Genomic DNA, 19,747 nt, shown 5'->3' with positions numbered 1-19,747 from the left:
AACAATCAAAGAAAAAAGCAAAATTTGCTGCTTATGAAAAATGCGGTTGGTGCAGGATGTACCAACCGCAGAGTAATAGTGCCGTGCTGCGGGGTATTGAAAAGCGATTTCGGTTTACCAGGAGCCGCCACCCCCGCCGCCTCCTCCGCCGCCGGAAAAGCCGCCTCCTCCGCCGAAGCCTCCTCCGCCGAAACCGCCACTTCCTGAGTCGCTGGGGATTTGAATCATCGAGGCGCTCATATTGGCCATGCTGTGGCTAAACGCAGAGGCAAACCAAAGCGTGTTCCAAGTAGTCATTGGGCGATAGGTGCTGTACCAGCTGGGCGGTTCGACGGACAGCGATTCAAAACGTTTGGCCCATTGATCGGTGACGCCCAGCACGTAGGCATAGGGCAGCACGTCATAAAAATAGCTGGGATTGTCGTTGAGCAGCACCCTCAGACGATCGGCTTCAGCCAGTTCGATAAAGTGCTTGAAGCCCAGCACTTCTCCGAGCCAGGTATTGCCGTTGCGTGTGCGTTTGGTCGCCTTGGCGCTGATAAGCACCAGCAGGGGGATCGCGATGACGGGAACGATCATCAGCGGGGAAAGCTTAACGGCGGTCCATATGCCGATGCCCGCAGTGACTGCTGCAGTGATTAGCCCGAAGAGAAAACAAAGTCCCCGACGCTTAGAAGCCTTCATGCCCGCCCCGTATTCCAGAAAATGACCGAGCCAAAAGGCTGGGACGAGGAGAACGCTGCCAAAGAAGGCCGTGCAGAAGAAGAAGGGATAAAGATCAAAGCCGCCGTTCCAGGCGTAGCAGATAGCATATCCGGCGAAAAGGGCAACGGCGATTGCCAGACCGATCAATGCAGCTTTTAGTGCCTGAGAGGCAGGGGTGAACAATTCGGTATCCGGCAGGCGGAAAGTGTCCATCACCATGGTCTTCCCCTCGCTGACCGTTTGATAAAAATCGTCGGCCAACTGATCGCTGGTAGCCGTTTGACGGCTGCCGGGAAAAAGACTGTTGAAAATCAATTGGGTGTAGGCCGGGGCATCGGCCGGCAGGTCCTTCTGCCTGTGGAAGGTAAAATCCTTATTGGCCGTTTCCTCAATGGTGAGATATCCCCGCGAGGCCAGATAAATGATCATGGCGAGGATATCCTGCTGATCGGTGCTGCCGTCGACGATAGTGCCTACCTGAGCCGGATCGAATCCGTGGGGCGCGTTAAAGAAAACAGGCATCACGGGTTTTTCGTCCCGGCCGTAATGCCAGAACAGAATGACCGCGGCCATCAGGGCGATGATGGCCGCACCCGCAGCCAGGGGTACACGGTCGCTGGGTTTGCGCGCGCCGATAAAATACCCTTCTGGCAGACGCAGATTGATGGTCAGGGTTTGGTTGGCGTTAAGTCCGCCATTCACCTGGCCGGTGATGGTTTTGCCGTTGATACGGTAGTATACGCGCACGGAGTCGGTGCTGCCGTATCCGCCGCTGTAAAAATGCAGCTTTTTGGCAGAAAATTTTTTGGGCAGACTTACGCGGAAGGTCATGCGGCCGATGGCTGTGGGCCAAAGCCGCGGCGCCAGATTAAAATAAACATCGTCGAAATCGGTGATGCCGTCGTCGCCGGGATCCCATCGGTAGCGAATCACATACGTTTTATTGCCGATGACGGTGGCGTCGCTGCTGCCGATGCGGATCACGGTGTTGTTGTTCCGGGAATCAATGTCGGTTTCACCGCCGGTGACCTTGATATGGGTAATTTTGGCATGATAATCGGTTGCCACGGCCTTGCCTTTGATCTGACGATAAAAGGTGCCGCTGTTGGGAATGTATCGGTAAATGCCATGGCGCGCTTCGTTGAAGTTAACGTGAATGGTCTCGGTGATATCGTAGGTGTGATCTTTCCGAACGGTGACCTCCGTATGCCAGAGAGGGGTGGTGTAGCCGCCTTCGTTGGCCAGAACAGGTGATGAGAAAGCCATCAGGACGATGGCAACGGCGAAGATGAGACCAAATCGAAAAGTGTGTCGGGGATTTTTAAGCAAAGTCATAATCACCTCCGAATGAATCAAAGCTTTGCATGTTTTGAGATAAATAAAGCCCGGGAATGCCGGGCTGTGAATGGAAAAAACTAAAATTGAACCTTGACGTTTTCGCGTTCGGTATCGGCCGCTTCGAAATAGGGCTTTGCCGTATAGCCGCTCATGCCTGCGACAATGGACGCCGGGAAGACTTCCGTTTTATTATTAAAGGTCCTGACCGTGGCGTTGTAATATTTGCGGGCGTTGGCAATGTCCTCTTCGATGGTCTTCAGCTGGTTTTGCAAATCGATGAAATTGGCGTTGGCCTTTAAATCCGGATAGGCTTCGGCGACGGCAAAAAGCTGTCGCAGGGTGCCGGTCAAGGCGTTTTCGCTGTCGATTTTGGCTGAAAGATCGGCGGGAGCCGTCCGCATGGCGGTATTGCGGGCCGCAATCACCTGCTCCAGGGTTTCGGATTCGTGGCGGGCATAGCCTTTAACGGTTTCCACCAGGTTGGGAATTAGATCGTAGCGTTTTTTGAGGTAGACATCAATGGTGGCGAAGCCTTCCTCCACCTGATTTTCAGCGCGGACGAAGCTGTTTTTCGTGGCGATGAACCACAGTGCAATGAGAATGATCAGCGCGGCAATCACAATAAAGGCAATCATTAAAAACCTCCTGAAGTGAAATGGGTCATGCGGTGGCGCCATCCGCGAAAGAACAGCACCAGGGACCGATAAAATATAGTTTTTTAATTATAGCATACTTTTTGGTTAAATGCGAATTCTCGGTCGCAGACGATTGCACTTGTCAAAACTTTCTTTTATAATAAGAATCGGATCACCGCATGAAGACGGCATCACCGAATTTAAAAGTTCAGGAGCTCTGTGAAGGAGCGCTTGGTTTTCAAATAAAATTAAAGCGCAGATGCGTTGCGAACGTGCGTTAATTATAAAAGAATGGGAAAGGATCAGTGCCGTGAAGAAATTATCCTGCACAACAGAAAGTGTTCACAAGACGGAAATTTATATCCAAAAAGGACTCAGAGATCATCTCTTTGAGCTCGACAGCCTGTTCAAAAAATACCGGACCATTGTCATCATCACCGATGAAAATGTCGCCAGTTATTATTTGAAGGGTACTGCTAAGCAATTTGCCTCTTTTGGCGGAACGGTGCAGCAGATTGTGCTCGAACCGGGCGAGCTTACTAAAAATTTGGGCCAGGCTGAAGAAATTTATTATAAGCTGGCGGAGTTCGGTGTGACCCGGGCCGATGCCATTGTAGCGCTCGGCGGCGGCGTGATCGGCGATTTGGCAGGTTTTTGTGCAGCGACTTATATGCGGGGAATCGATCTGTATCAGATTCCGACATCGCTCATTGCGATGAGCGACAGCGCCGTCGGGGATAAAACCGGAGTGGATCTTGATATCGGCAAAAATATGGTGGGGACTTTTTATCCGGCGGAGGCCGTCTTCGTGGATCCGGTGTTCCTCCAAACGCTGGATGATCGTTTCTTCATTGACGGTATGGCCGAAGTCATCAAATACGGCTGCATCGCTTCCGGCAAGCTTTTCGTACGCCTCACCGGCTACCAGTATCAGGAAGATCTGCTGGACGACATGGACAGTGTGATTGCCAAATGTCTGCAGATTAAGCGCAATGTGGTTGAAGAAGATGAACGGGAATCCGGCATTCGCCGCATTTTGAATTTCGGGCATACCATCGGCCACGTGATCGAAAACTATTTCGGTTACGGCACCTATACGCATGGCGAAGCAGTGGCCATCGGCATGTATAACATCACGCGGATGAGCGTGCGGGAAGGCATCACGTCCGAAGAAGATCTGGCCAATTTGGGGCAGATCCTCGATACTTATGGTTTGCCCAAGGAATTACCGGAGATGGATCTTGACCGCGTCAATGCAATTTTGCAAAATGATAAAAAATTTGAAGGCGATGTGCTTAATCTTTGCGTGATGCCTCAAATCGGCACGGCGGAAATTGTGCGGGTGCACAAGAACATGGCTATCGAATTGTTCCAGGCGGAATAGGAGGTCAGGATGAGACAAATCCTGGAACCGCACCCTATTTGCGGCGAAATCGTCGCGCCGCCGTCGAAGAGTGTAAGCCATCGCATGGTGATGGCCGCGGCGCTGGCTAAAGGCGAAAGCATCGTGCATCACGTGCTCTTGTCGGGGGATTTAAAGGCGACCTGCGCCGCGATGGAAGCGCTGGGCGCGCATATTGAAAGTACGGCGGAGTCCCGCGGGCTGGTAACGTTAACGATCTGTGGCTGTGATCGTCCGAAGGCAGCGGCCGGGGCGACCATTCATTGCCGGGAGTCGGGTTCAACCTTGCGTTTTATTCTGCCATTGGCGGGAATGCGTGCGCGGGATTTGCACATCACCGGTGAAGGGCGGTTGAGTGAGCGCCCTATGGGTCCCTTCCGGGAGAATTTTACCGCGCACGGCGTGCAGTGGAAGGCGCCGGAAGATCGGGAGCTGCCATTGACACTGGACGGCGGTCTTCAGCCAGGGCATTTTGTGCTGCCGGGAAATCTTTCGTCTCAGTTTATTACAGGGTTGCTTTTCGCGCTGCCGCTCCTGAACAGCGATTCAACCATTCATGTGACCACCGAAATGGAATCGGCGCCCTATGTGGCTATCACATTGGCGGTGCTGAGGCAGGCGGGGATTGTCGTTGATGTCAGTGCGGACTTCAGGCATTACCGCATTGCGGGCAGACAGCACTATGCGCCCGGTGTGTTCACCGTGGAAGGTGACTATTCTCAGGCGGCGTTTTGGCTGGCTATGGGGGTGCTGAGCGGACCGGTGGCCTGTCGGGGATTGCCCTTCGATTCGGCTCAAGGCGACGCCCGCATTGTTGATTGGATACGTGAAATGGGCGGTGACATCACACAGACGGCCGATGGCTTTTGTGCCAGACCCGGTCGGCTTCGCGGTATCGAAATGAATGTGAGCCAGTGTCCGGATCTGGTGCCCGTACTCGCGGCATTGGCAGCGGCGGCTTCCGGAACAAGTCGAATCGTCGGTGCCGGCCGTCTTCGCCTGAAGGAGTCGGACCGGCTGGAGGCTATGACAACGGTCCTCACCACCCTGGGAGCCGATGTGAAAGAAAAGCCGGAAGGCCTTGTGATTCGTGGCGGCCGGCCCCTGAAGGGCGGCTGCGTCTCGAGTTTTAACGATCATCGGGTGGCGATGGCACTGGCCGCGGTATCGACTGTGTGCGCAGCACCGGTGGTGCTCGATGGGGCAGAAGCGGTGCAAAAATCCTATCCCGAATTTTGGGAAGATTTTGTGAAAATGGGAGGACAATTGACATGACATCCTTTTGGGGCAATCATTTAAAGCTTTCAGTCTTTGGCGAATCCCATGGCAGAGCCATCGGAGCAGTGATCGACGGGCTGCCGGCAGGGATTCCCATTGACGAAGCGGCCATTGCGAAGGAAATGGACCGCCGGGCATCCCGGGGAAAAGCCTTGGCGACGCCGCGCAAAGAGGCGGATGCTGTTAATATTGTTTCCGGATATTTTGAAGGGCACACCACAGGGACGCCGCTGACGGGCATCATCGAAAATGGCAACACCCGCTCGGGGGATTACGCCGGAACAAAGGATAAAATGCGTCCGGGCCACGCGGATTATACCGCGTGGCTCAAATACGGCGGCTATCAGGATTATCGCGGCGGCGGCCATTTTTCCGGTCGGCTGACGGCGCCGATTGTTTTTGCCGGAGCGGTGGCTAAGCAGGTGTTGGCGGTGACAATCGACGGGCTGCAGATAGGTTCGCGGATTCTTTGCATCGGAGGCGTGACAGATGAATCGATCGTCGCGCCGGAAGCTTACGTCGATTTGCAGTATTGCGACGCAAACTGGCCGGTGATCGACGAAAGCCGTATCCCCAAGATGCAGGCGGCGGTATCCGAAGCGCGCGCAGATAAAGATTCGGTGGGCGGCATCATTGAGGGCTATGTCACCGGGGTGCCCGGCGGGCTGGGCTCGCCGATGTTTGAAACGGTGGAAAGCCGGCTTGCCGCGTTGCTCTTTGCCATTCCTGCTGTCAAAGGGGTTGAATTCGGCTCGGGTTTTGCCATGAGCGGGATGCTCGGCTCCGAGGCGAACGATGCCTTTTATATGGATGGTGATCAGGTAAAGACGTGGACCAACCACAACGGCGGTGTCAACGGCGGCATCACCAACGGCATGCCGCTGGTCTTTCGTGTGGCGTTTAAACCCACGCCGTCCATCGCTCAGTCGCAGGCGACGATCGATATGATCCGGCGGGAAGACACGACGATTGAAATCGCCGGGCGGCACGATCCCTGTATTGTGCTCCGAGCGATCCCGGTGGTGGAAGCGGTGACGGCGCTTTGTCTGCTCGATTTGATTTTGGAGGGTGGCCGATGAGCGGGTATTTGACAAACACCGCAGCAAATTCGGAAAATTTAAATGCGATTCGCGAATCCATCGACGCCATCGATCGGCGGATGGCCGTGCTCTATGAAGCGCGCTTGAATTGCGCGACGGCGGTGGCGCGCTACAAGTACGCGAGGCATCAGCCGATTTTCGACGCGGTACGGGAAAAGGCCGTGATTGACAAAAACGTGTCCCGGCTGAAAAATCCAGAGGCTTACGGCCATTATTACCGTGCGTTTCTCCAGCATCTGATGGATCAGTGCAAGGATCTGGAAGCGACGCTTATTGCCGAAATGGACGCCGCTGAGGCAGAGGGATATCCGCGTTCTGAATAAAAACCGTTGTCTTCCTGTTTTAATATTGAAGGGCGACAACAGGCTAAATAAATTTTGCAAAGTCGTTATCCGATAGGGTATAATGGCTCAAATTTATCATTTACCGAAGACCATGGCATACAGAAATGAATTAGACAACAAGACATATCGAGCTGAAAGGAGCATCATGAAAAGATTTAAAAAGGTATTGATTGCCAATCGCGGCGAGATTGCGATTCGCATCATCCGCGCCTGCCATGAATTGGGCATTTCGACCATTGCGATTTACGCACAGGAAGATAAGATGTCGCTGTTCAGGACCAAAGCGGACGAAGCATACCGCATCACCTCGGCCGGCGGACCGGTGCAGGCTTATCTGGATATTGATAAAATCATTGCGCTTGCCCTCGAAAAAGGGGCGGACGCCATTCACCCGGGCTACGGCTTCTTGTCGGAAAATCCGGCTTTTGCTAAAAGATGTGAGGAAGCAGGGATTGCTTTTATCGGACCGACCCGCGCTATGATGGAACAGATGGGCGACAAAATCCAGTCCAAAATCATGGCGAAGCAAGTGGATGTGCCGACAATCCCCGGTGTGGAAAAGCCGATTGAAACGGACGAACAGGCCATCGAATTTGCCAAGGCCGCCGGCTATCCGATCATTTTGAAGGCAGCGGCCGGCGGCGGGGGGCGCGGCATGCGCATCGTTCGCGATGAAAAGCAGTTGCTCAAGGAATATCATTCTGCAGTTTCGGAAGCGACGAAGGCTTTCGGCGATGGTACCATTTTCGTCGAAAAATATCTGGAAGAACCCAAGCACGTGGAAGTACAGGTGTTGGGCGACCAGGATGGCAACGTGGTCCATCTGTTTGAAAGAGACTGCTCGATTCAGCGCCGTCACCAGAAGGTGATTGAGTTCACGCCCTCGCTGTTTTTATCCGAAGAAAAACGACAGGAAATCTGTGCTGATGCGATCAGGCTCGCCAAATCGGTGAATTACTGCTCGGCCGGGACTATCGAGTTTTTAATCGATAAACACGGCCATCACTATTTCATCGAAATGAACCCCCGTATCCAGGTGGAACACACGGTGACGGAGCTGGTGACGGGCATCGATATCGTGCAGGCACAGATTCAAATCGCCGAAGGCTATGCGCTGGATTCCAAGGAAATCGACATTCCTTCCCAGAAGGCGATCGCGACCCGCGGCTACGCTATTCAATGCCGGGTGACCACCGAAAATCCGAAGATGCACTTTATGCCGGATACCGGCCAGATCGATGTGTATCGGACGGCCAGCGGTCCAGGGGTGCGTCTTGACGGCGGCAACGGATTCACCGGCTCGGTGATCTCGCCCTATTACGATAGCCTTTTGGTAAAATGCACAGCGTATGGTCGCAGTTTTGAGGACACTCGCCGCAAAGCGCTGCGCGCACTCAAAGAAACCATTATCGAAGGAGTCGAAACCAACAAAGATTTTCTGATCAATGTTTTGGAGCATCCGCTTTTTAAGGCCGGGAAATGCAATACGAAGTTTATCGACGAACATCCGGAACTCTTCGATATTAATGAACAGAACAGCCAAGCTTATAACACGATGCGTTATATCGGCGACATCGTGGTGAACGAAACTTTTGGTGAAAAACCGGAGCTGCGTGAGCCGGCATTGCCGGTCATTCCGGAGGAGGTGGAAATCGGCGCACTGCGGGGAACCAAGCAGATCCTAGACGAAAAGGGACCCGATGGCCTGGTGAACTGGATTAAAGCGCAGGACCGGCTGCTGATCACCGACACGACACTGCGCGATGCCCATCAGTCGCTGGTGGCGACGCGGGTTCGATCTCATGATATGACCCGAGTGGCCAGGCAGACGGCCTGGCTTGAACGCGATCTGTTCTCCCTCGAGATGTGGGGCGGCGCGACCTTTGACGTGGCCTATAACTTTCTGAAGGAATCGCCCTGGCAGCGCCTCGACGAACTGCGGGAAGCCATTCCGAATATCTGTTTCCAGATGCTTTTGCGCGGGGCCAACGCCGTGGGATATAAAAACTATCCGGACAAAGTGATCCGGGAATTCATCCGTCAATCGGCGGCCTCCGGTATCGATGTGTTCCGTATTTTCGACTCCCTCAACTGGATGGAAGGGATGAAGGTTTCCATCGAAGAGGTGCTTAAAACCGGTAAGATTGCCGAGGTGGCCATGTGCTACACGGGGGATATTCTCGACACAACTAAAACCAAATATAATTTGGATTATTACGTCAGGATGGCCCACGAAATCGAAAAGACCGGGGCCCATATTCTGGCGATTAAAGATATGTCGGCCCTGTGCAAACCGGCGGCAGCCAAAAAACTCATTTCCACCTTGAAGAGCGAGGTGAAGATGCCGATTCATTTCCACACCCACGATACGGCGGGCAACGGCGTGGCGGCTGAGCTCATGGCGGCGCTCGGTGGTGCAGACATTGTGGATGCGGCGCTTTCCGGCATGAGTGGCCTCACGGCACAGCCGAGCCTCAACTCATTGGTGGCAGCGCTTAAGCACTCACCTTATGATACCCAGCTGGACGATCATGACTTGCAAAAGCTTTCGGATTATTGGGTGGGTATGCGGCCGACCTACAGCAAATTTGAAAGTGGTCTCAAAAGTGGCAGCACAGAAATTTACGAAATGGAAATTCCCGGCGGCCAGTATTCCAATCTGAAGAGTCAGGTGGAAAGCTTTGGCCTGGGGCACAAGTTTAACGACGTCAAAGAAATGTATAAGGTAGCCAATCAACTGCTAGGCGATATCGTGAAGGTGACGCCGTCTTCCAAAGTCAACGGGGATTTGGCAATCTTTATGGTGCAAAATGATCTCGACGCTGATAATATTTACACCAAGGGCAAGGATTTGGCTTTCCCGAATTCGGTGGTCGATTTCTTCAAAGGGATGATCGGTCAGCCGGCCGGCGGCTTTAACAAACGGCTGCAAAAGATCGTGCTCAAAGGGCAGAAGCCTATTACGGTGCGGCCGGGAACACTTTTGCCGGACGAGGATTTTGACGCCATTCGCAAAGAATTTAAGGATGAGTTCGGCAAGGATCTCACCGACCGCGAGGTGATGTCCGCGGCGCTTTATCCGAAGGTCTATAAGGATTATCTGAGATTCCGCAAAGAATACGGCGACCTCGAACGCATGGAAAGCCACGCTTTCTTCTACGGCTTGCGCGAAGGTGAAATGACGGAAGTTGAAGTGGAAGACGGCAAGCGGCATATGATTGCCTTGATTAAAATCGGCGATCCGGATGAAGATGGTGAACGCACGGTCACCTTTGAAATCGACGGCTTCCGCCGGCAGATCAAAGTGGAAGACCGCTATTCGCTTTCGTCTCAGACCAAGAGCAAAATGCTCAAGGCCGATCCGAATAACAAAAAGGAAATCGGCTCCGGTATCCCGGGGACCGTTTTGAAGGTGCTCGTGAACGAAGGCGATGCGGTGAAGGAAAATCAGGCGCTTGCAGTGGTGGAAGCGATGAAAATGGAAACGGAAATTGTCGCGACAGCAAACGGCACGGTCGGCGCCATTTATGTCTCTGAAGGGCAGAAGGTGGAATCCGGCGAATTGATGATGACCTTGGCATAAACAAAAATTGGATAGAAAATAGTGATGTGATCTCTTGTTGGGATATGACAATCTTCACCCCATTTGTTTTTAAAGCAAGTGGGGTGTTTTTATTGTCGCTTAAGCGATAAAAACTCCCAGTTCAACTGGGGGTCGGCAAAAATGCTTTAGTATAGGTAATTAATCTCCTATGATATGCTAAATGTGGCCTGCCAACCACAAAAACGAACATAGGAGGTTACGTCATGAAAAATGACATGCAAAGTTTATCTCATAGGAAGTGGCGGCGCAAGTATTACATTGTATTCGCACCGAAGTATTGAAGACAAATAATCTGGGGAAAATACTTAGAGAGTTAAGTCGGAGGGAAGAGGGAAATATCATTGAGTCGGAATGCTGTCCTGATCATATCCATATGCTTGTTGAGATCCCGCCTCATTTTAGCGTATCGTCGTTTATGGGATATCTGAAGAGCTATGATATTTGACAGACACGCAAATCTGAAATACAAATAAGAGACAGACCTTATAGGGTCTGATCAAACCATGCGTTCAACGCATGGTTATGATTCACAGGATTTTTAGAACTGCACCTTGCCTTCTTCAGACAGCAATCGCATGAGTGAGACGCGATTGGGAATGTTTAACTTTTCATAAATGTGCTGAATATGGGTTTTAACCGTGTTGAGGCTGATATAGGTTTTCTCGGCAATGGCTGTATTGGTCAACCCTTGTGAAATGAGCACGGCGATTTCCCATTCGCGATCTGTTAATTTCTGTTTGATGTTTGAATAATCCAGGCGATCTTCGCTGGTCACATGGGAAGAACGGAAAATGAACAGCGTGTAGTTCAAAATAATTTTATCGAAGTTTTCATCCCTTGATACGAAAGGACTGATCCAGAATTCATAAAGTTGATTGTTTGCGGGGACAATAATATGATCATCGTTGCTTAAAAGCTGTTCACGAAATTGATTAATGACATGATTCTCAATGAACAAATCGGCTTTTTCTGATTCGGAAAGTGCTGCGTCGGCATTGTGAAAAAGGGTGCGGTAAAGATCACGGCAGTATCGATGGGCGCAGTGATTGGATTTTACAATCGTTTGTTTGCTGTCCATGATCAAAACGCCAAAAGCGGCATCACGAAAACAGGAATCAAAAAGCTTTTCGGCCAAGTGAAGGTTTGTTTGTGAAAAGGCCATTAAATAATGCTGTGTAATAAAGCGATTTAACTGCTCAAGCAGTTGAATTTCCTCCGGCTGGAAATCGCCTTCCTTTTCGGTTCGGTAAACCGAAATTACGCCAAGGCGAATAGGGTCATAGACCAAATTCATAATCAGTTGATGTGGAAGATCAATGTCTTTTAAAAAGATTTTATATCGAATGCCTTGGGAATTGGCAATGGGGAAGATTCTGCGTGCGGAAAGGGTCCAGTGTGACACCTTGCGTGTAATACTGATTGAGGTGTTCTTCCGTGAGGCCTCTGGTATGGACTTCGTTTAGCCAAGAATCAGGCGTTAATGTTGTTAATTTTGAAAGATTCGTATTCACAGGAATAAAAGAATCGTTATATTGTATGGGTTCGACAGGTGTTTTGGCTTTAGAGCAACTGCCGAAAACTATGATTGTGATCGGGGCTGGCGTGATCGGCCTCGAGGTTGCCTGTGCTTATGCTGCTTTCGGAACGAAAATTACTGTGATTGAAGCGCTTGATCACGTTCTGTCGATGTTGGATGCGGATATTACAGCGGATTGTGTTCAAGGGTATGCGCAGCTTGCGCATACGGCATCGCGGATGGGCGAGATCTCCGCAGAAAATATCATGGGACTCAATACGACTTATGATGAATCGACGAATCCGACGTGCGTTTATATGGAACCGGAAGCAGCCGCTGTGGGATTTCGGGAGGATCAGCTGGAAACGGGGACCTATGAAGTCGGAACCTTCCCGATGATGGCCAACGGCAAAGCGTTGATAACCAACGGCGGAGAAGGCCTTATTAAAATCATCGCGGACAAAGAGACGGAGAAGATTGTAGGCATGCACATGATCGGCCCGCGGGCAATGGATTTGATTGCCGAAGGCGCGGTGGCCGTCCGCGTGGGGATGAAGGTTGATGAATTGATCGAAACGATTCATTTGCATCCAACGATTTCCGAAGCGGTCAGAGAAGCTGCTTTATCGCTTCAAGGGCGCACTTTAAATATGCCGCCGGCTAAATAAAACGGGCGTAAAGAGAGTAAATGAGGCATTGCAAAGTGACATTAAGCGCGAATGCAGGAATAGCCATTCAATTTGGCGGTAAAAAGATTTTGGTGGATGCGTTTTCTGAAAGAGCAGACGACGGGATTTCCGTTGTGACACCGGAAATGTTTGCGCAATTGGTCGAATCTTCGGATTTTTCAGATCCGGACTATCTTTTTCTTACGCACGACCATGCGGACCATTATTCTGAAGGAATGACAAAAAATTTTTGGCCCATTATCCTGACTGCACGGTGATAGGACCGAGCACGGTTAAATATGAAGAATACATGCTTTGCGATCACAAGAGGGGAAATATTTTAATCCTTTGGCAAAATGATAATATCATTGTGGTTGGTCAAAATCAGATCACGGCAGCCGAAATTAACCGTTCATATGTGGAAAACACCATATCCATGTGGTGAGGAGAACAACCGGCGGCGGTGCTGTATATCATGACCTGGGAAATCTTAATTATTCTTTTATCACGACGCAGAATCATTTGGAAAGAATGGCATTTGCGCAATTTACAAAGCCAATGATCAATGCGCTTGAAGCGCCAGGTGTTCATGCAGAGGCGACAGGCAGAAATGATATTGTCATCAACGGCCATAAAGTTGCCGGGACGGCACAAAGAGTTGAAGGCAATCGAATACTGCATCATGGAACCTTGCTATTTCGGACGGATAAAGGAATGGCAGAAAAGGCACTCCATGTGGATCCGAATAAATTTTCGAGGAAAGCGTTTTAACTCTGTCAAAAGCAGAGTCGGGAATATCAGTGACTTTTTAGATCAGGAAATGACACTGCAGGCATTTTGGAATCATTTAAAAAAATCTTGGGCGGCAATGGTTTTACAAGAATTAAACCGACGGCAGAAGAACTGGCGGTTATCACACACTTAAAAAAGAAAAATACGTATCGAAGGGAATGGAACTTTGGGAAGTCGTCCAAGTTTGAATTTCAATAGAAAAAATTATTGGGATGGCGGTATTTTGGAAGTGCGGCTGAATGTTGAAGACGGCTTTTTAAAGGAATGGCGATTTCCTTTCGACAAAACCAGTGTCTGAAGTTGCCACACAATGAATCGGAATCCCATACAAACGGCAGGCTTGTGAAGCAATATTTGAACAACTGGATATACCCGCATATTTTGGCGCGATTTCTAAAGAAGAAATTTTACAGACAATGTTTGAATAGAGGGAGGGAATATCAATGGGTGTGAACGGTTTTATGATGAGCTTTCCGCAGTTCTTCGGCTGTGGCTGTGCGGTTGGTTGAGGCGGGAGACAAACTGGCCAATTTTAATTGCAAGAGAGTCTTTGTTATTTATGGCAAAAGCATTGAGGCATCGGGCATTCCCATTCCAATTATAAAGGCCATCGAAGCGTTTGGGATTGCTGCGATCACTTGCAATGAAGTGGAATCAGATCCAAGAGATGTGATCATTAAAGAAATGGCGGAAATCGGCAGACGTGAAAAAGTTGATGGGATTGCTGCGGTCGGCGGCGGAAGCTGTATGGATGCCGCAAAATGTGTCAAACTGCTTTTTAGACAATGACGAAGCATTAGAAAATTTTTATGATGTTACACATCTGCAGAAAAGTGTCATTCCGATGATTGCGGTTCCGACGACAGCCGGAAGCGGCAGCGAAGCGTCCAAGGGAGCGGTGGTTGCGGATACGCAAAACGGCATTAAACGCGTGGTGATCGGCGCGGGAACGACACCGGCGTTAGCGCTGATAGACCCGGAACTAACGACGGGACTGCCGCCCAAAGTCACGGCAGCCTGCGCTTTTGATGTATTGGCATACGCGCTCGACGCGATTACGTCCAATCAGACTTGCGCGATTACGCAGAGTGTTTCATACGAAGCCATTCGATTAATGCAGAGAAACTATCGGGAAACAGTGGAAAACGGGCAGAATATTGCCGCAAGGGAAGACATGCTGTCAGCATCAAATTTGGGCGGATACGGCATTGGCAATGCCAAATGTTCTGCCAGCCATGCTTTTGCCCACGCGTTGGGAGCGCTTTATCATGTGCCGCATGGAGAATGTTGTGCCATTTTCACGCCGGCAACGTTAGAATATGTGGCAGAAACCTGTCCCGAGCAGATACGTATGATTGCAAAATTATTGTTAATGAATTTTGATGAAGTGGCATCAGCAAAAGCGATTGCAAAATTAACCGGTGAAAAAATCCGAAAATGTATCGCTCGGTTGGCGTCAACGATATTACAATATATATTACTGACGAGAACGAAGCGGTCCAGAGGTTAACGTCAGTGGCTCAAAAGGATATTATGGCATTGTTTTCGCCAAAGCCGCGGGATGATGCAGCGTGTGAATGGATTATTAAGCGAACCTTTGAACTTGCCAGGTTGTAATAATTATTGAAAAGAAGATTTAGCCCGCGAAGGATGAGCAGGAAATGATCGATTAGAAGAGGTCTAAAAATTTAGGGAAAAGCTCAAGTTTTAGCACTGGTGACAACAGACATCAATAAAATTACGCGTTAAAGGCGTGGTGGATAAAAAATTTATAGAAAAGCAGAATCAACCTCCTGGTCAAACTGGGGATGGCTTATCAGCCATGGGTCATGACATAGGAGGTTTTGTTATGAAAGATGTAAACAGCTTTTCTCTTAAAGTGGCAGCATGAGTGTTATACGGCGTTTGCATCAATGTATGGAAAAATGACATCATGTTTAGTTCTCATAAATAAAGTTTAATAAAACAATCAATTCAACCGGTGGTTTTTCATATGAAAGCGGATGATTGTGCCTCAGAGCGGACGAGCCAGAAATGGGTTCAAAAAAGCATAAAAAAATAAGACCGACTGTCATCTTTGGGCTCTTCCCATCGCTTCGAACAGTCGGTCTTTACCGCTCATCTAAATTTTGCATTTCTGGTGGTCCGTCCTCCTTTCGTCAGATTGATAAGATAATGGTGTAAGCTCGGGCTTTCAGACAACATCTGCGTGAATGAGCCAATTGATCCGCTACAGGCACGATTTCCTGCGCTGGATTATGGCAATCGATTCTTTGTCTTCCGACCACCCGTCATCTTATGCCTGTATTATAGCAAGATCCTGCATGAATGTAAAGGGTTCCTATTTTAAATTACAAATGATTTTTTGAAAATAGTTTTTAGCCGAGAAACATTTTCTTGAATTAAGATGAAAAGAAGATGAAAATTTAAAATGAAACTGAATACAGATACATCATTTGAAAACAGTTTGTCAAGAAATTGTAATCAGGTGTAAAACTTGTCAAGATTTGCTCAGTACGCTGGGAAACAGTTAAAAGATGGTGTATAATAAAATTAAATTCGAAAGGAAAACAGAGGCAAGTCATGAAAAATCTCATCGAAAATCTTGTTGTAACGCTACAATCCAGATTTACCTATGTCAATGTGATCGAAATTCTGATCATTGCTTTTGTCATCTATAAAATTCTGATGTGGATCCGTGGCACTCAGGCTGAGCAGGTGGCCAAGGGGATTATCATTGTGCTGGTGCTCATCCCGCTCAGTTCCTGGCTGGGGCTGACCACTTTAAATTATCTCCTCAATAATATCATTACCTGGGCGGTTATCGTCGTGGCGGTGGTTTTTCAGCCGGAACTGCGCTCAGCACTGGAACAGTTAGGCAATAATCGTCTATTTGAGCGCATGTTCCGGTCGTCCGGCGAAAAAAAGATGTTCGAAGCCATTGAGGATATTCGCGACGCAGTGGCCGATATGGCTGAGGCGCACATTGGCGCGCTGATTGTCTGCGGGGTAAATACGGGACTTAAAGATATCGAGGGTACCGGAATTGCTCTTAACGCGGATATTTCCACCGAGTTAATCGAGAACATTTTTACGCCGAATCGGCCGTTGCACGATGGAGCGATGATTGTCAATTTGTGGAATGGGAAAATCCGAACAGCGGGCTGTCTTTTGCCGCTTACCGATCGCCGAACGCTCAACTCTTCGCTGGGAACCCGGCATCGCGCTGGCATCGGCATCTCAGAGCAGTCCGATGCCATTGTGATCATCGTCTCGGAGGAAACCGGCACCATTTCGGTGGCCCATCGGGGGATGCTTCGGCGTGATTTCACCCCTGAGGATATTGCGACGCTGTTGGCGGATCGATTCATCGATGATGAGGATGAGGAAGAAGAGACCATAGGTGCGGACAACGAAAATGAAGAATCAAAGATACAGGAAAAGGAATAAAAACGATCGTCGCGGATGGGTGGCGCGCGTCGTGCTAGCCATTGCACTGGCACTCTTTTTATGGGTGTATATCAATGGAAGTTCCATCAATCTGATCTCCCGGGATATCAAAAATATTCCGGTGACAATCACCAATGAAGAGTCGCTTACCGCGAAGGGTTTGGTGCTTGAAGATCAGGAAAATTATTATGTCAATCTGCGGGTGCGGGGAACAGAAAACAATATCAATAATCTGGATACGTCGTTGATCTCTGCGTCTGTGGATCTGTCCGATGTGAAGACCAACGGCACTATAACACCGAGCATTGTTATTCAAGGGCTTCCCAACACGGTGATTTTGGATGAAATTCGGCCCAAAACGCTAAAGCTGTCTATCGATAAAATCAGTAACCGCCGCCAGAAAGTAGCTGTGAATACCAGCGGCACACCGGCCAATGGTTTGTCAGTCCTTTCCGCATCAACGTCTGACACGGTAAAAGTTAACGGATCCCGAAGCGATCTGGGAAAGATCGATGAGTTGGTGGCCACCGCCGACGTTAATGGCATCACAAACGACACTTCCACGTTTTTACGGGTAAAGGCCTATGACGAGAAAGGCAAGGAACTGGAGAATGTGCGTTGTGAGCCGGCCTCTGTTTTGGCGCATATTCAAGTTGGGACGACCAAAAAAGTAAAGGTGAAGGCGCCGAAGATCAGTGGCACACCGGAGGATGGTTATCAAGTGACAGATGTCAGCGTGACACCAGGAGCCGTGCTTTTGGGCGGGGATAAAAAAGCGCTGGATAAAATCACGAGTGTAGCGCCCAAAAATATCAATGTCAGCGGCATCAAGGGAGATAAAACCATCGAAAGCAAAATTATTTTACCGGATGGTGTGATCGCAATGAGAGGAGGTACCCGGGTGATGGTGACGGCGAAGGTCGAGGCACTCTCAGAAAAAAATATCACGATACACACGATTGAAACCCGCAATGTGCCGAAGGGCCTGTCGGTTTCTAAAATCAGCAGCAACACAGTAAATGTAAAAATTGAGGGGACTCAAAAAGAGCTGAAGAAAATTTCTGCTGATGATGTTGAAGTCTGGGCAGATCTGGCCGGAAAATCAGAAGGAAAAGAAAGTGTGGTGCTTTATGCCAAAACAAAGAAGGGGACGATTGAAAACTTAACGCCGCAGAAAGTGACGGTCACACTTAAACAAGAATAACGAAGATATTCATATATTTTGATTATGCAAAAACGGCCCGTGGGCCGTTTTTAATTCTTGGGTTTTAAGGCTTTAGCTAACCAACCGCGGATAGCGATTGAAAAAAATCCGCCCGCTGTGCGGGTGCGCATCAAAAGTTATACAAAAAAGACTTTCCTCATCTATCTTGTGAAAGTTCAAATCACAAGATAGAGCGGAAGGCAAAAGAGATGGCTAATCAAGTCAATAGCCTGTCCCACACGAAATGGCTATGTAATACCATATCGTGTTCGCACCAAAGCATAGACGAAAAGTAATATATAATCAATATCGAGAAGATCTACGAGAGATAATACGAAGACTATGTGATTACAAAGCAGTGGAGACATTTGAGGGACATTTGCTGTTGAGTATACCACCTAAGCTGTCGGTCTCAGCATTTGTGGAGTATTTGAAAGGGAAAAATGCATTGATGATGTTTGAACGTCATGCAAATCTAAAGTATAAATTTGGGAATCGGCATTTTGATCAGTGGGTTATGATATCAGTACGGTCGGATTAAATGAGAAAACCATCAGGAAAGGAATGATACTGTTCAAGATGAACTGAGCGTGAAGGAATATGAAGATCCATTTAAGAATAAAAACCCCCCCTCTAAAGAGCAGTCAGTAACAGGTGGAGTGTGGTTTGAACGAATCTGGCGAATGAGAGTGAAAGCCAGTGTCTTGAAACGCTGGGCCGGTGACAAGGGCTTATAACCCTCCGCTATACTGGCTGCTCTTTTTAAAGGCGGACGCGATTATCAAAGAGATGGTTGTTATATGGTTTCGATTGAAAAGAAAAGAGGTTTTGATTAACAAGGCATAATAAAAAATCCCCGAAATGGATCGGGGATTAAATGATTAAAAGCTGAATAGTTCAGGCAAAGCTGCCCAGAATATCGTTGGTGCGGTCGTCCTGTGCGGCGAGAACGGCCTTGAGTGCGGTTTGAACGGAACGAATCTTCCCCGCGATCACAATGGTGATAAAGGACTGGGGGCAGTTGCCGACGAGCTCAAAGGAAACGACATCGCTGGCCTTTACGGCGATATCCGCGGCCTGAACCATTTCGGGAATGGCGCCTTGGATGAGCAGAAACGCGCCGAAATCAGGCATCTGACCTTCTTCCATGCGTTTGCGTTCGGCCAGGCGCATCCGCCCTTGGACCAATCGGACGGTATTGCCGTCCGGGTTGGAGATAAATTGGTATTTCACTTTCATGGTAAATCCTCTTCGATCCTGGATCATTGAATTTTTGATAAATGCCTTTTTTATTTTATCATGTTTTGAACGTCTTTCAAGCATCGGATTTGCCTTTTGAGGATGATTTTTTGTGTTGATCGGTTATTTTTCCTTGACAGGCCTCGAGCCGTTTTTCTATAATAAAGTTGTTGTAAAAAATAAACGTCCTGCGCCACCACCGGGTGGCGCGCCAAGGATTCAAAGCCTCACCGCAGGTACGGCGCATTTGCGTTATAAGGGAGGCTTTGAATCCTTTTTTAGACTTGAATTGTCAAGTCAAGTGCAACACAGTTGAATGATAGACTTCATAGGGCGTTCTAAATCCGAGGCATTTCCGTGGTCGTTTGTTCATTTCATCCACTTTGCTTTGTATATACGCTTCTGACACATTATTAAGGTTGGAGCTCTTAGGGAAATACTCTCTAAGAAGACCATTGGTATTTTCATTCGT

At 49.1% G+C, this 19,747-nt stretch carries 18 protein-coding genes and 3 pseudogenes; 16 read left to right on the top strand and 5 right to left on the bottom strand.

What is annotated here, in order from left to right; all coding sequences use genetic code 11:
* Nucleotides 1-114: 114 nt before the first annotated feature.
* The gene (locus V3C63_RS10785; protein WP_329887881.1) at nt 115-2,040 is read right to left on the bottom strand and encodes a DUF2207 domain-containing protein; all 1,926 of its coding nucleotides are present in this window, start codon (nt 2,038-2,040) and stop codon (nt 115-117) included.
* An 80-nt stretch (nt 2,041-2,120) separates the two neighbouring features.
* Nucleotides 2,121-2,678 (bottom strand): LemA family protein, encoded by a 558-nt coding sequence (locus tag V3C63_RS10780; protein WP_329887880.1) that lies wholly within the window; start codon nt 2,676-2,678, stop codon nt 2,121-2,123.
* A 310-nt stretch (nt 2,679-2,988) separates the two neighbouring features.
* Between V3C63_RS10780 and aroB the strand changes: the two genes are divergently transcribed.
* The 6 genes and pseudogenes from aroB to tnpA (V3C63_RS10750) all read left to right on the top strand — a co-directional run.
* Complete coding sequence (gene aroB / locus V3C63_RS10775) at nt 2,989-4,062, top strand: 3-dehydroquinate synthase (RefSeq protein WP_329887879.1); 1,074 nt, start codon at nt 2,989-2,991, stop codon at nt 4,060-4,062.
* A gap of 9 nt (nt 4,063-4,071) precedes the next feature.
* A complete protein-coding gene (aroA, locus tag V3C63_RS10770) occupies nt 4,072-5,355 on the top strand; it encodes a 3-phosphoshikimate 1-carboxyvinyltransferase (RefSeq protein ID WP_329887878.1) in 1,284 nt (427 codons plus the stop codon).
* Nucleotides 5,352-6,437, top strand: coding sequence for a chorismate synthase (gene aroC / locus V3C63_RS10765; RefSeq protein ID WP_329887876.1), 1,086 nt, complete (start codon nt 5,352-5,354; stop codon nt 6,435-6,437). Before aroA ends, aroC begins: the two co-directional genes overlap by 4 nt.
* The gene (locus tag V3C63_RS10760) at nt 6,434-6,781 is read left to right on the top strand and encodes a chorismate mutase (protein WP_329887875.1); all 348 of its coding nucleotides are present in this window, start codon (nt 6,434-6,436) and stop codon (nt 6,779-6,781) included. Before aroC ends, V3C63_RS10760 begins: the two co-directional genes overlap by 4 nt.
* Before the next feature lie 166 nt (nt 6,782-6,947).
* Complete coding sequence (locus tag V3C63_RS10755; RefSeq protein WP_329887874.1) at nt 6,948-10,385, top strand: pyruvate carboxylase; 3,438 nt, start codon at nt 6,948-6,950, stop codon at nt 10,383-10,385.
* A gap of 224 nt (nt 10,386-10,609) precedes the next feature.
* Nucleotides 10,610-10,876: pseudogene (tnpA, locus tag V3C63_RS10750) on the top strand (IS200/IS605 family transposase); the annotation flags it as partial.
* 68 nt (nt 10,877-10,944) lie between these two features.
* Here tnpA (V3C63_RS10750) and V3C63_RS10745 read toward each other — a convergent pair.
* Complete coding sequence (locus V3C63_RS10745) at nt 10,945-11,484, bottom strand: response regulator transcription factor (protein ID WP_329887873.1); 540 nt, start codon at nt 11,482-11,484, stop codon at nt 10,945-10,947.
* 458 nt (nt 11,485-11,942) lie between these two features.
* On the opposite strand from V3C63_RS10745, the gene V3C63_RS10740 reads away from it, so the two are divergent.
* The 10 genes and pseudogenes from V3C63_RS10740 to tnpA (V3C63_RS10700) form a co-directional block, all read left to right on the top strand.
* Nucleotides 11,943-12,590 (top strand): FAD-dependent oxidoreductase, encoded by a 648-nt coding sequence (locus V3C63_RS10740; protein WP_329887872.1) that lies wholly within the window; start codon nt 11,943-11,945, stop codon nt 12,588-12,590.
* Nucleotides 12,591-12,610: 20 nt separating this feature from the next.
* A complete protein-coding gene (locus V3C63_RS10735; protein WP_329887870.1) occupies nt 12,611-12,868 on the top strand; it encodes an MBL fold metallo-hydrolase in 258 nt (85 codons plus the stop codon).
* A 32-nt stretch (nt 12,869-12,900) separates the two neighbouring features.
* Nucleotides 12,901-13,361: pseudogene (locus tag V3C63_RS10730) on the top strand (lipoate--protein ligase family protein).
* Between the two features lie 335 nt (nt 13,362-13,696).
* Complete coding sequence (locus tag V3C63_RS11875) at nt 13,697-13,810, top strand: hypothetical protein (protein ID WP_425355389.1); 114 nt, start codon at nt 13,697-13,699, stop codon at nt 13,808-13,810.
* 61 nt (nt 13,811-13,871) lie between these two features.
* On the top strand, nt 13,872-14,171 hold the full coding sequence (locus V3C63_RS10725) for an iron-containing alcohol dehydrogenase (RefSeq protein WP_329887867.1): 300 nt from the start codon (nt 13,872-13,874) through the stop codon (nt 14,169-14,171).
* Complete coding sequence (locus V3C63_RS10720) at nt 14,134-14,892, top strand: iron-containing alcohol dehydrogenase (RefSeq protein ID WP_329887866.1); 759 nt, start codon at nt 14,134-14,136, stop codon at nt 14,890-14,892. The genes V3C63_RS10725 and V3C63_RS10720 overlap by 38 nt, the downstream gene beginning before the upstream one ends.
* Nucleotides 14,893-15,138: 246 nt before the next feature.
* Nucleotides 15,139-15,273, top strand: coding sequence for a hypothetical protein (locus V3C63_RS10715; RefSeq protein WP_329887865.1), 135 nt, complete (start codon nt 15,139-15,141; stop codon nt 15,271-15,273).
* Between the two features lie 692 nt (nt 15,274-15,965).
* Nucleotides 15,966-16,832: a diadenylate cyclase CdaA gene (cdaA, locus tag V3C63_RS10710; RefSeq protein ID WP_329887863.1), complete on the top strand. Its 867-nt coding sequence runs from the start codon at nt 15,966-15,968 to the stop codon at nt 16,830-16,832.
* A 31-nt stretch (nt 16,833-16,863) separates the two neighbouring features.
* Entirely contained in the window at nt 16,864-18,036 is a 1,173-nt protein-coding gene (locus V3C63_RS10705) for a CdaR family protein (protein WP_329887862.1), read from the top strand.
* A 209-nt stretch (nt 18,037-18,245) separates the two neighbouring features.
* A pseudogene (gene tnpA / locus V3C63_RS10700) lies at nt 18,246-18,656 on the top strand (IS200/IS605 family transposase); the annotation flags it as partial.
* Between the two features lie 277 nt (nt 18,657-18,933).
* Here tnpA (V3C63_RS10700) and V3C63_RS10695 read toward each other — a convergent pair.
* Both V3C63_RS10695 and V3C63_RS10690 read right to left on the bottom strand, forming a co-directional pair.
* Entirely contained in the window at nt 18,934-19,275 is a 342-nt protein-coding gene (locus V3C63_RS10695; RefSeq protein ID WP_329887861.1) for a BMC domain-containing protein, read from the bottom strand.
* 292 nt (nt 19,276-19,567) lie between these two features.
* A partial coding sequence (locus tag V3C63_RS10690; RefSeq protein ID WP_425355364.1) for a transposase occupies nt 19,568-19,747 on the bottom strand: 180 nt, incomplete at its 5' end.

This window comes from Pseudoramibacter faecis (assembly GCF_036289405.1).
Taxonomy (GTDB): domain Bacteria; phylum Bacillota; class Clostridia; order Eubacteriales; family Eubacteriaceae; genus Pseudoramibacter; species Pseudoramibacter faecis.
The sequence above is the reverse complement of the archived record's forward strand: the minus strand, read 5'-3'. Positions and strand labels throughout refer to the sequence as shown.

Excerpts from the sequence above, each read along its gene's own strand:
- V3C63_RS10785 (WP_329887881.1), bottom strand. The coding sequence starts at position 2,040 with ATGACTTTGCTTAAAAATCCCCGACACACTTTTCGATTTGGTCTCATC.
- V3C63_RS10780 (WP_329887880.1), bottom strand. The coding sequence starts at position 2,678 with ATGATTGCCTTTATTGTGATTGCCGCGCTGATCATTCTCATTGCACTG.
- aroA (WP_329887878.1), top strand. The coding sequence starts at position 4,072 with ATGAGACAAATCCTGGAACCGCACCCTATTTGCGGCGAAATCGTCGCG.
- aroC (WP_329887876.1), top strand. The coding sequence starts at position 5,352 with ATGACATCCTTTTGGGGCAATCATTTAAAGCTTTCAGTCTTTGGCGAA.
- V3C63_RS10760 (WP_329887875.1), top strand. The coding sequence starts at position 6,434 with ATGAGCGGGTATTTGACAAACACCGCAGCAAATTCGGAAAATTTAAAT.
- V3C63_RS10755 (WP_329887874.1), top strand. The coding sequence starts at position 6,948 with ATGAAAAGATTTAAAAAGGTATTGATTGCCAATCGCGGCGAGATTGCG.
- V3C63_RS10745 (WP_329887873.1), bottom strand. The coding sequence starts at position 11,484 with ATGGACAGCAAACAAACGATTGTAAAATCCAATCACTGCGCCCATCGA.
- V3C63_RS10740 (WP_329887872.1), top strand. The coding sequence starts at position 11,943 with ATGGGTTCGACAGGTGTTTTGGCTTTAGAGCAACTGCCGAAAACTATG.
- V3C63_RS10735 (WP_329887870.1), top strand. The coding sequence starts at position 12,611 with ATGAGGCATTGCAAAGTGACATTAAGCGCGAATGCAGGAATAGCCATT.
- V3C63_RS10720 (WP_329887866.1), top strand. The coding sequence starts at position 14,134 with ATGCCGCAAAATGTGTCAAACTGCTTTTTAGACAATGACGAAGCATTA.
- cdaA (WP_329887863.1), top strand. The coding sequence starts at position 15,966 with ATGAAAAATCTCATCGAAAATCTTGTTGTAACGCTACAATCCAGATTT.
- V3C63_RS10695 (WP_329887861.1), bottom strand. The coding sequence starts at position 19,275 with ATGAAAGTGAAATACCAATTTATCTCCAACCCGGACGGCAATACCGTC.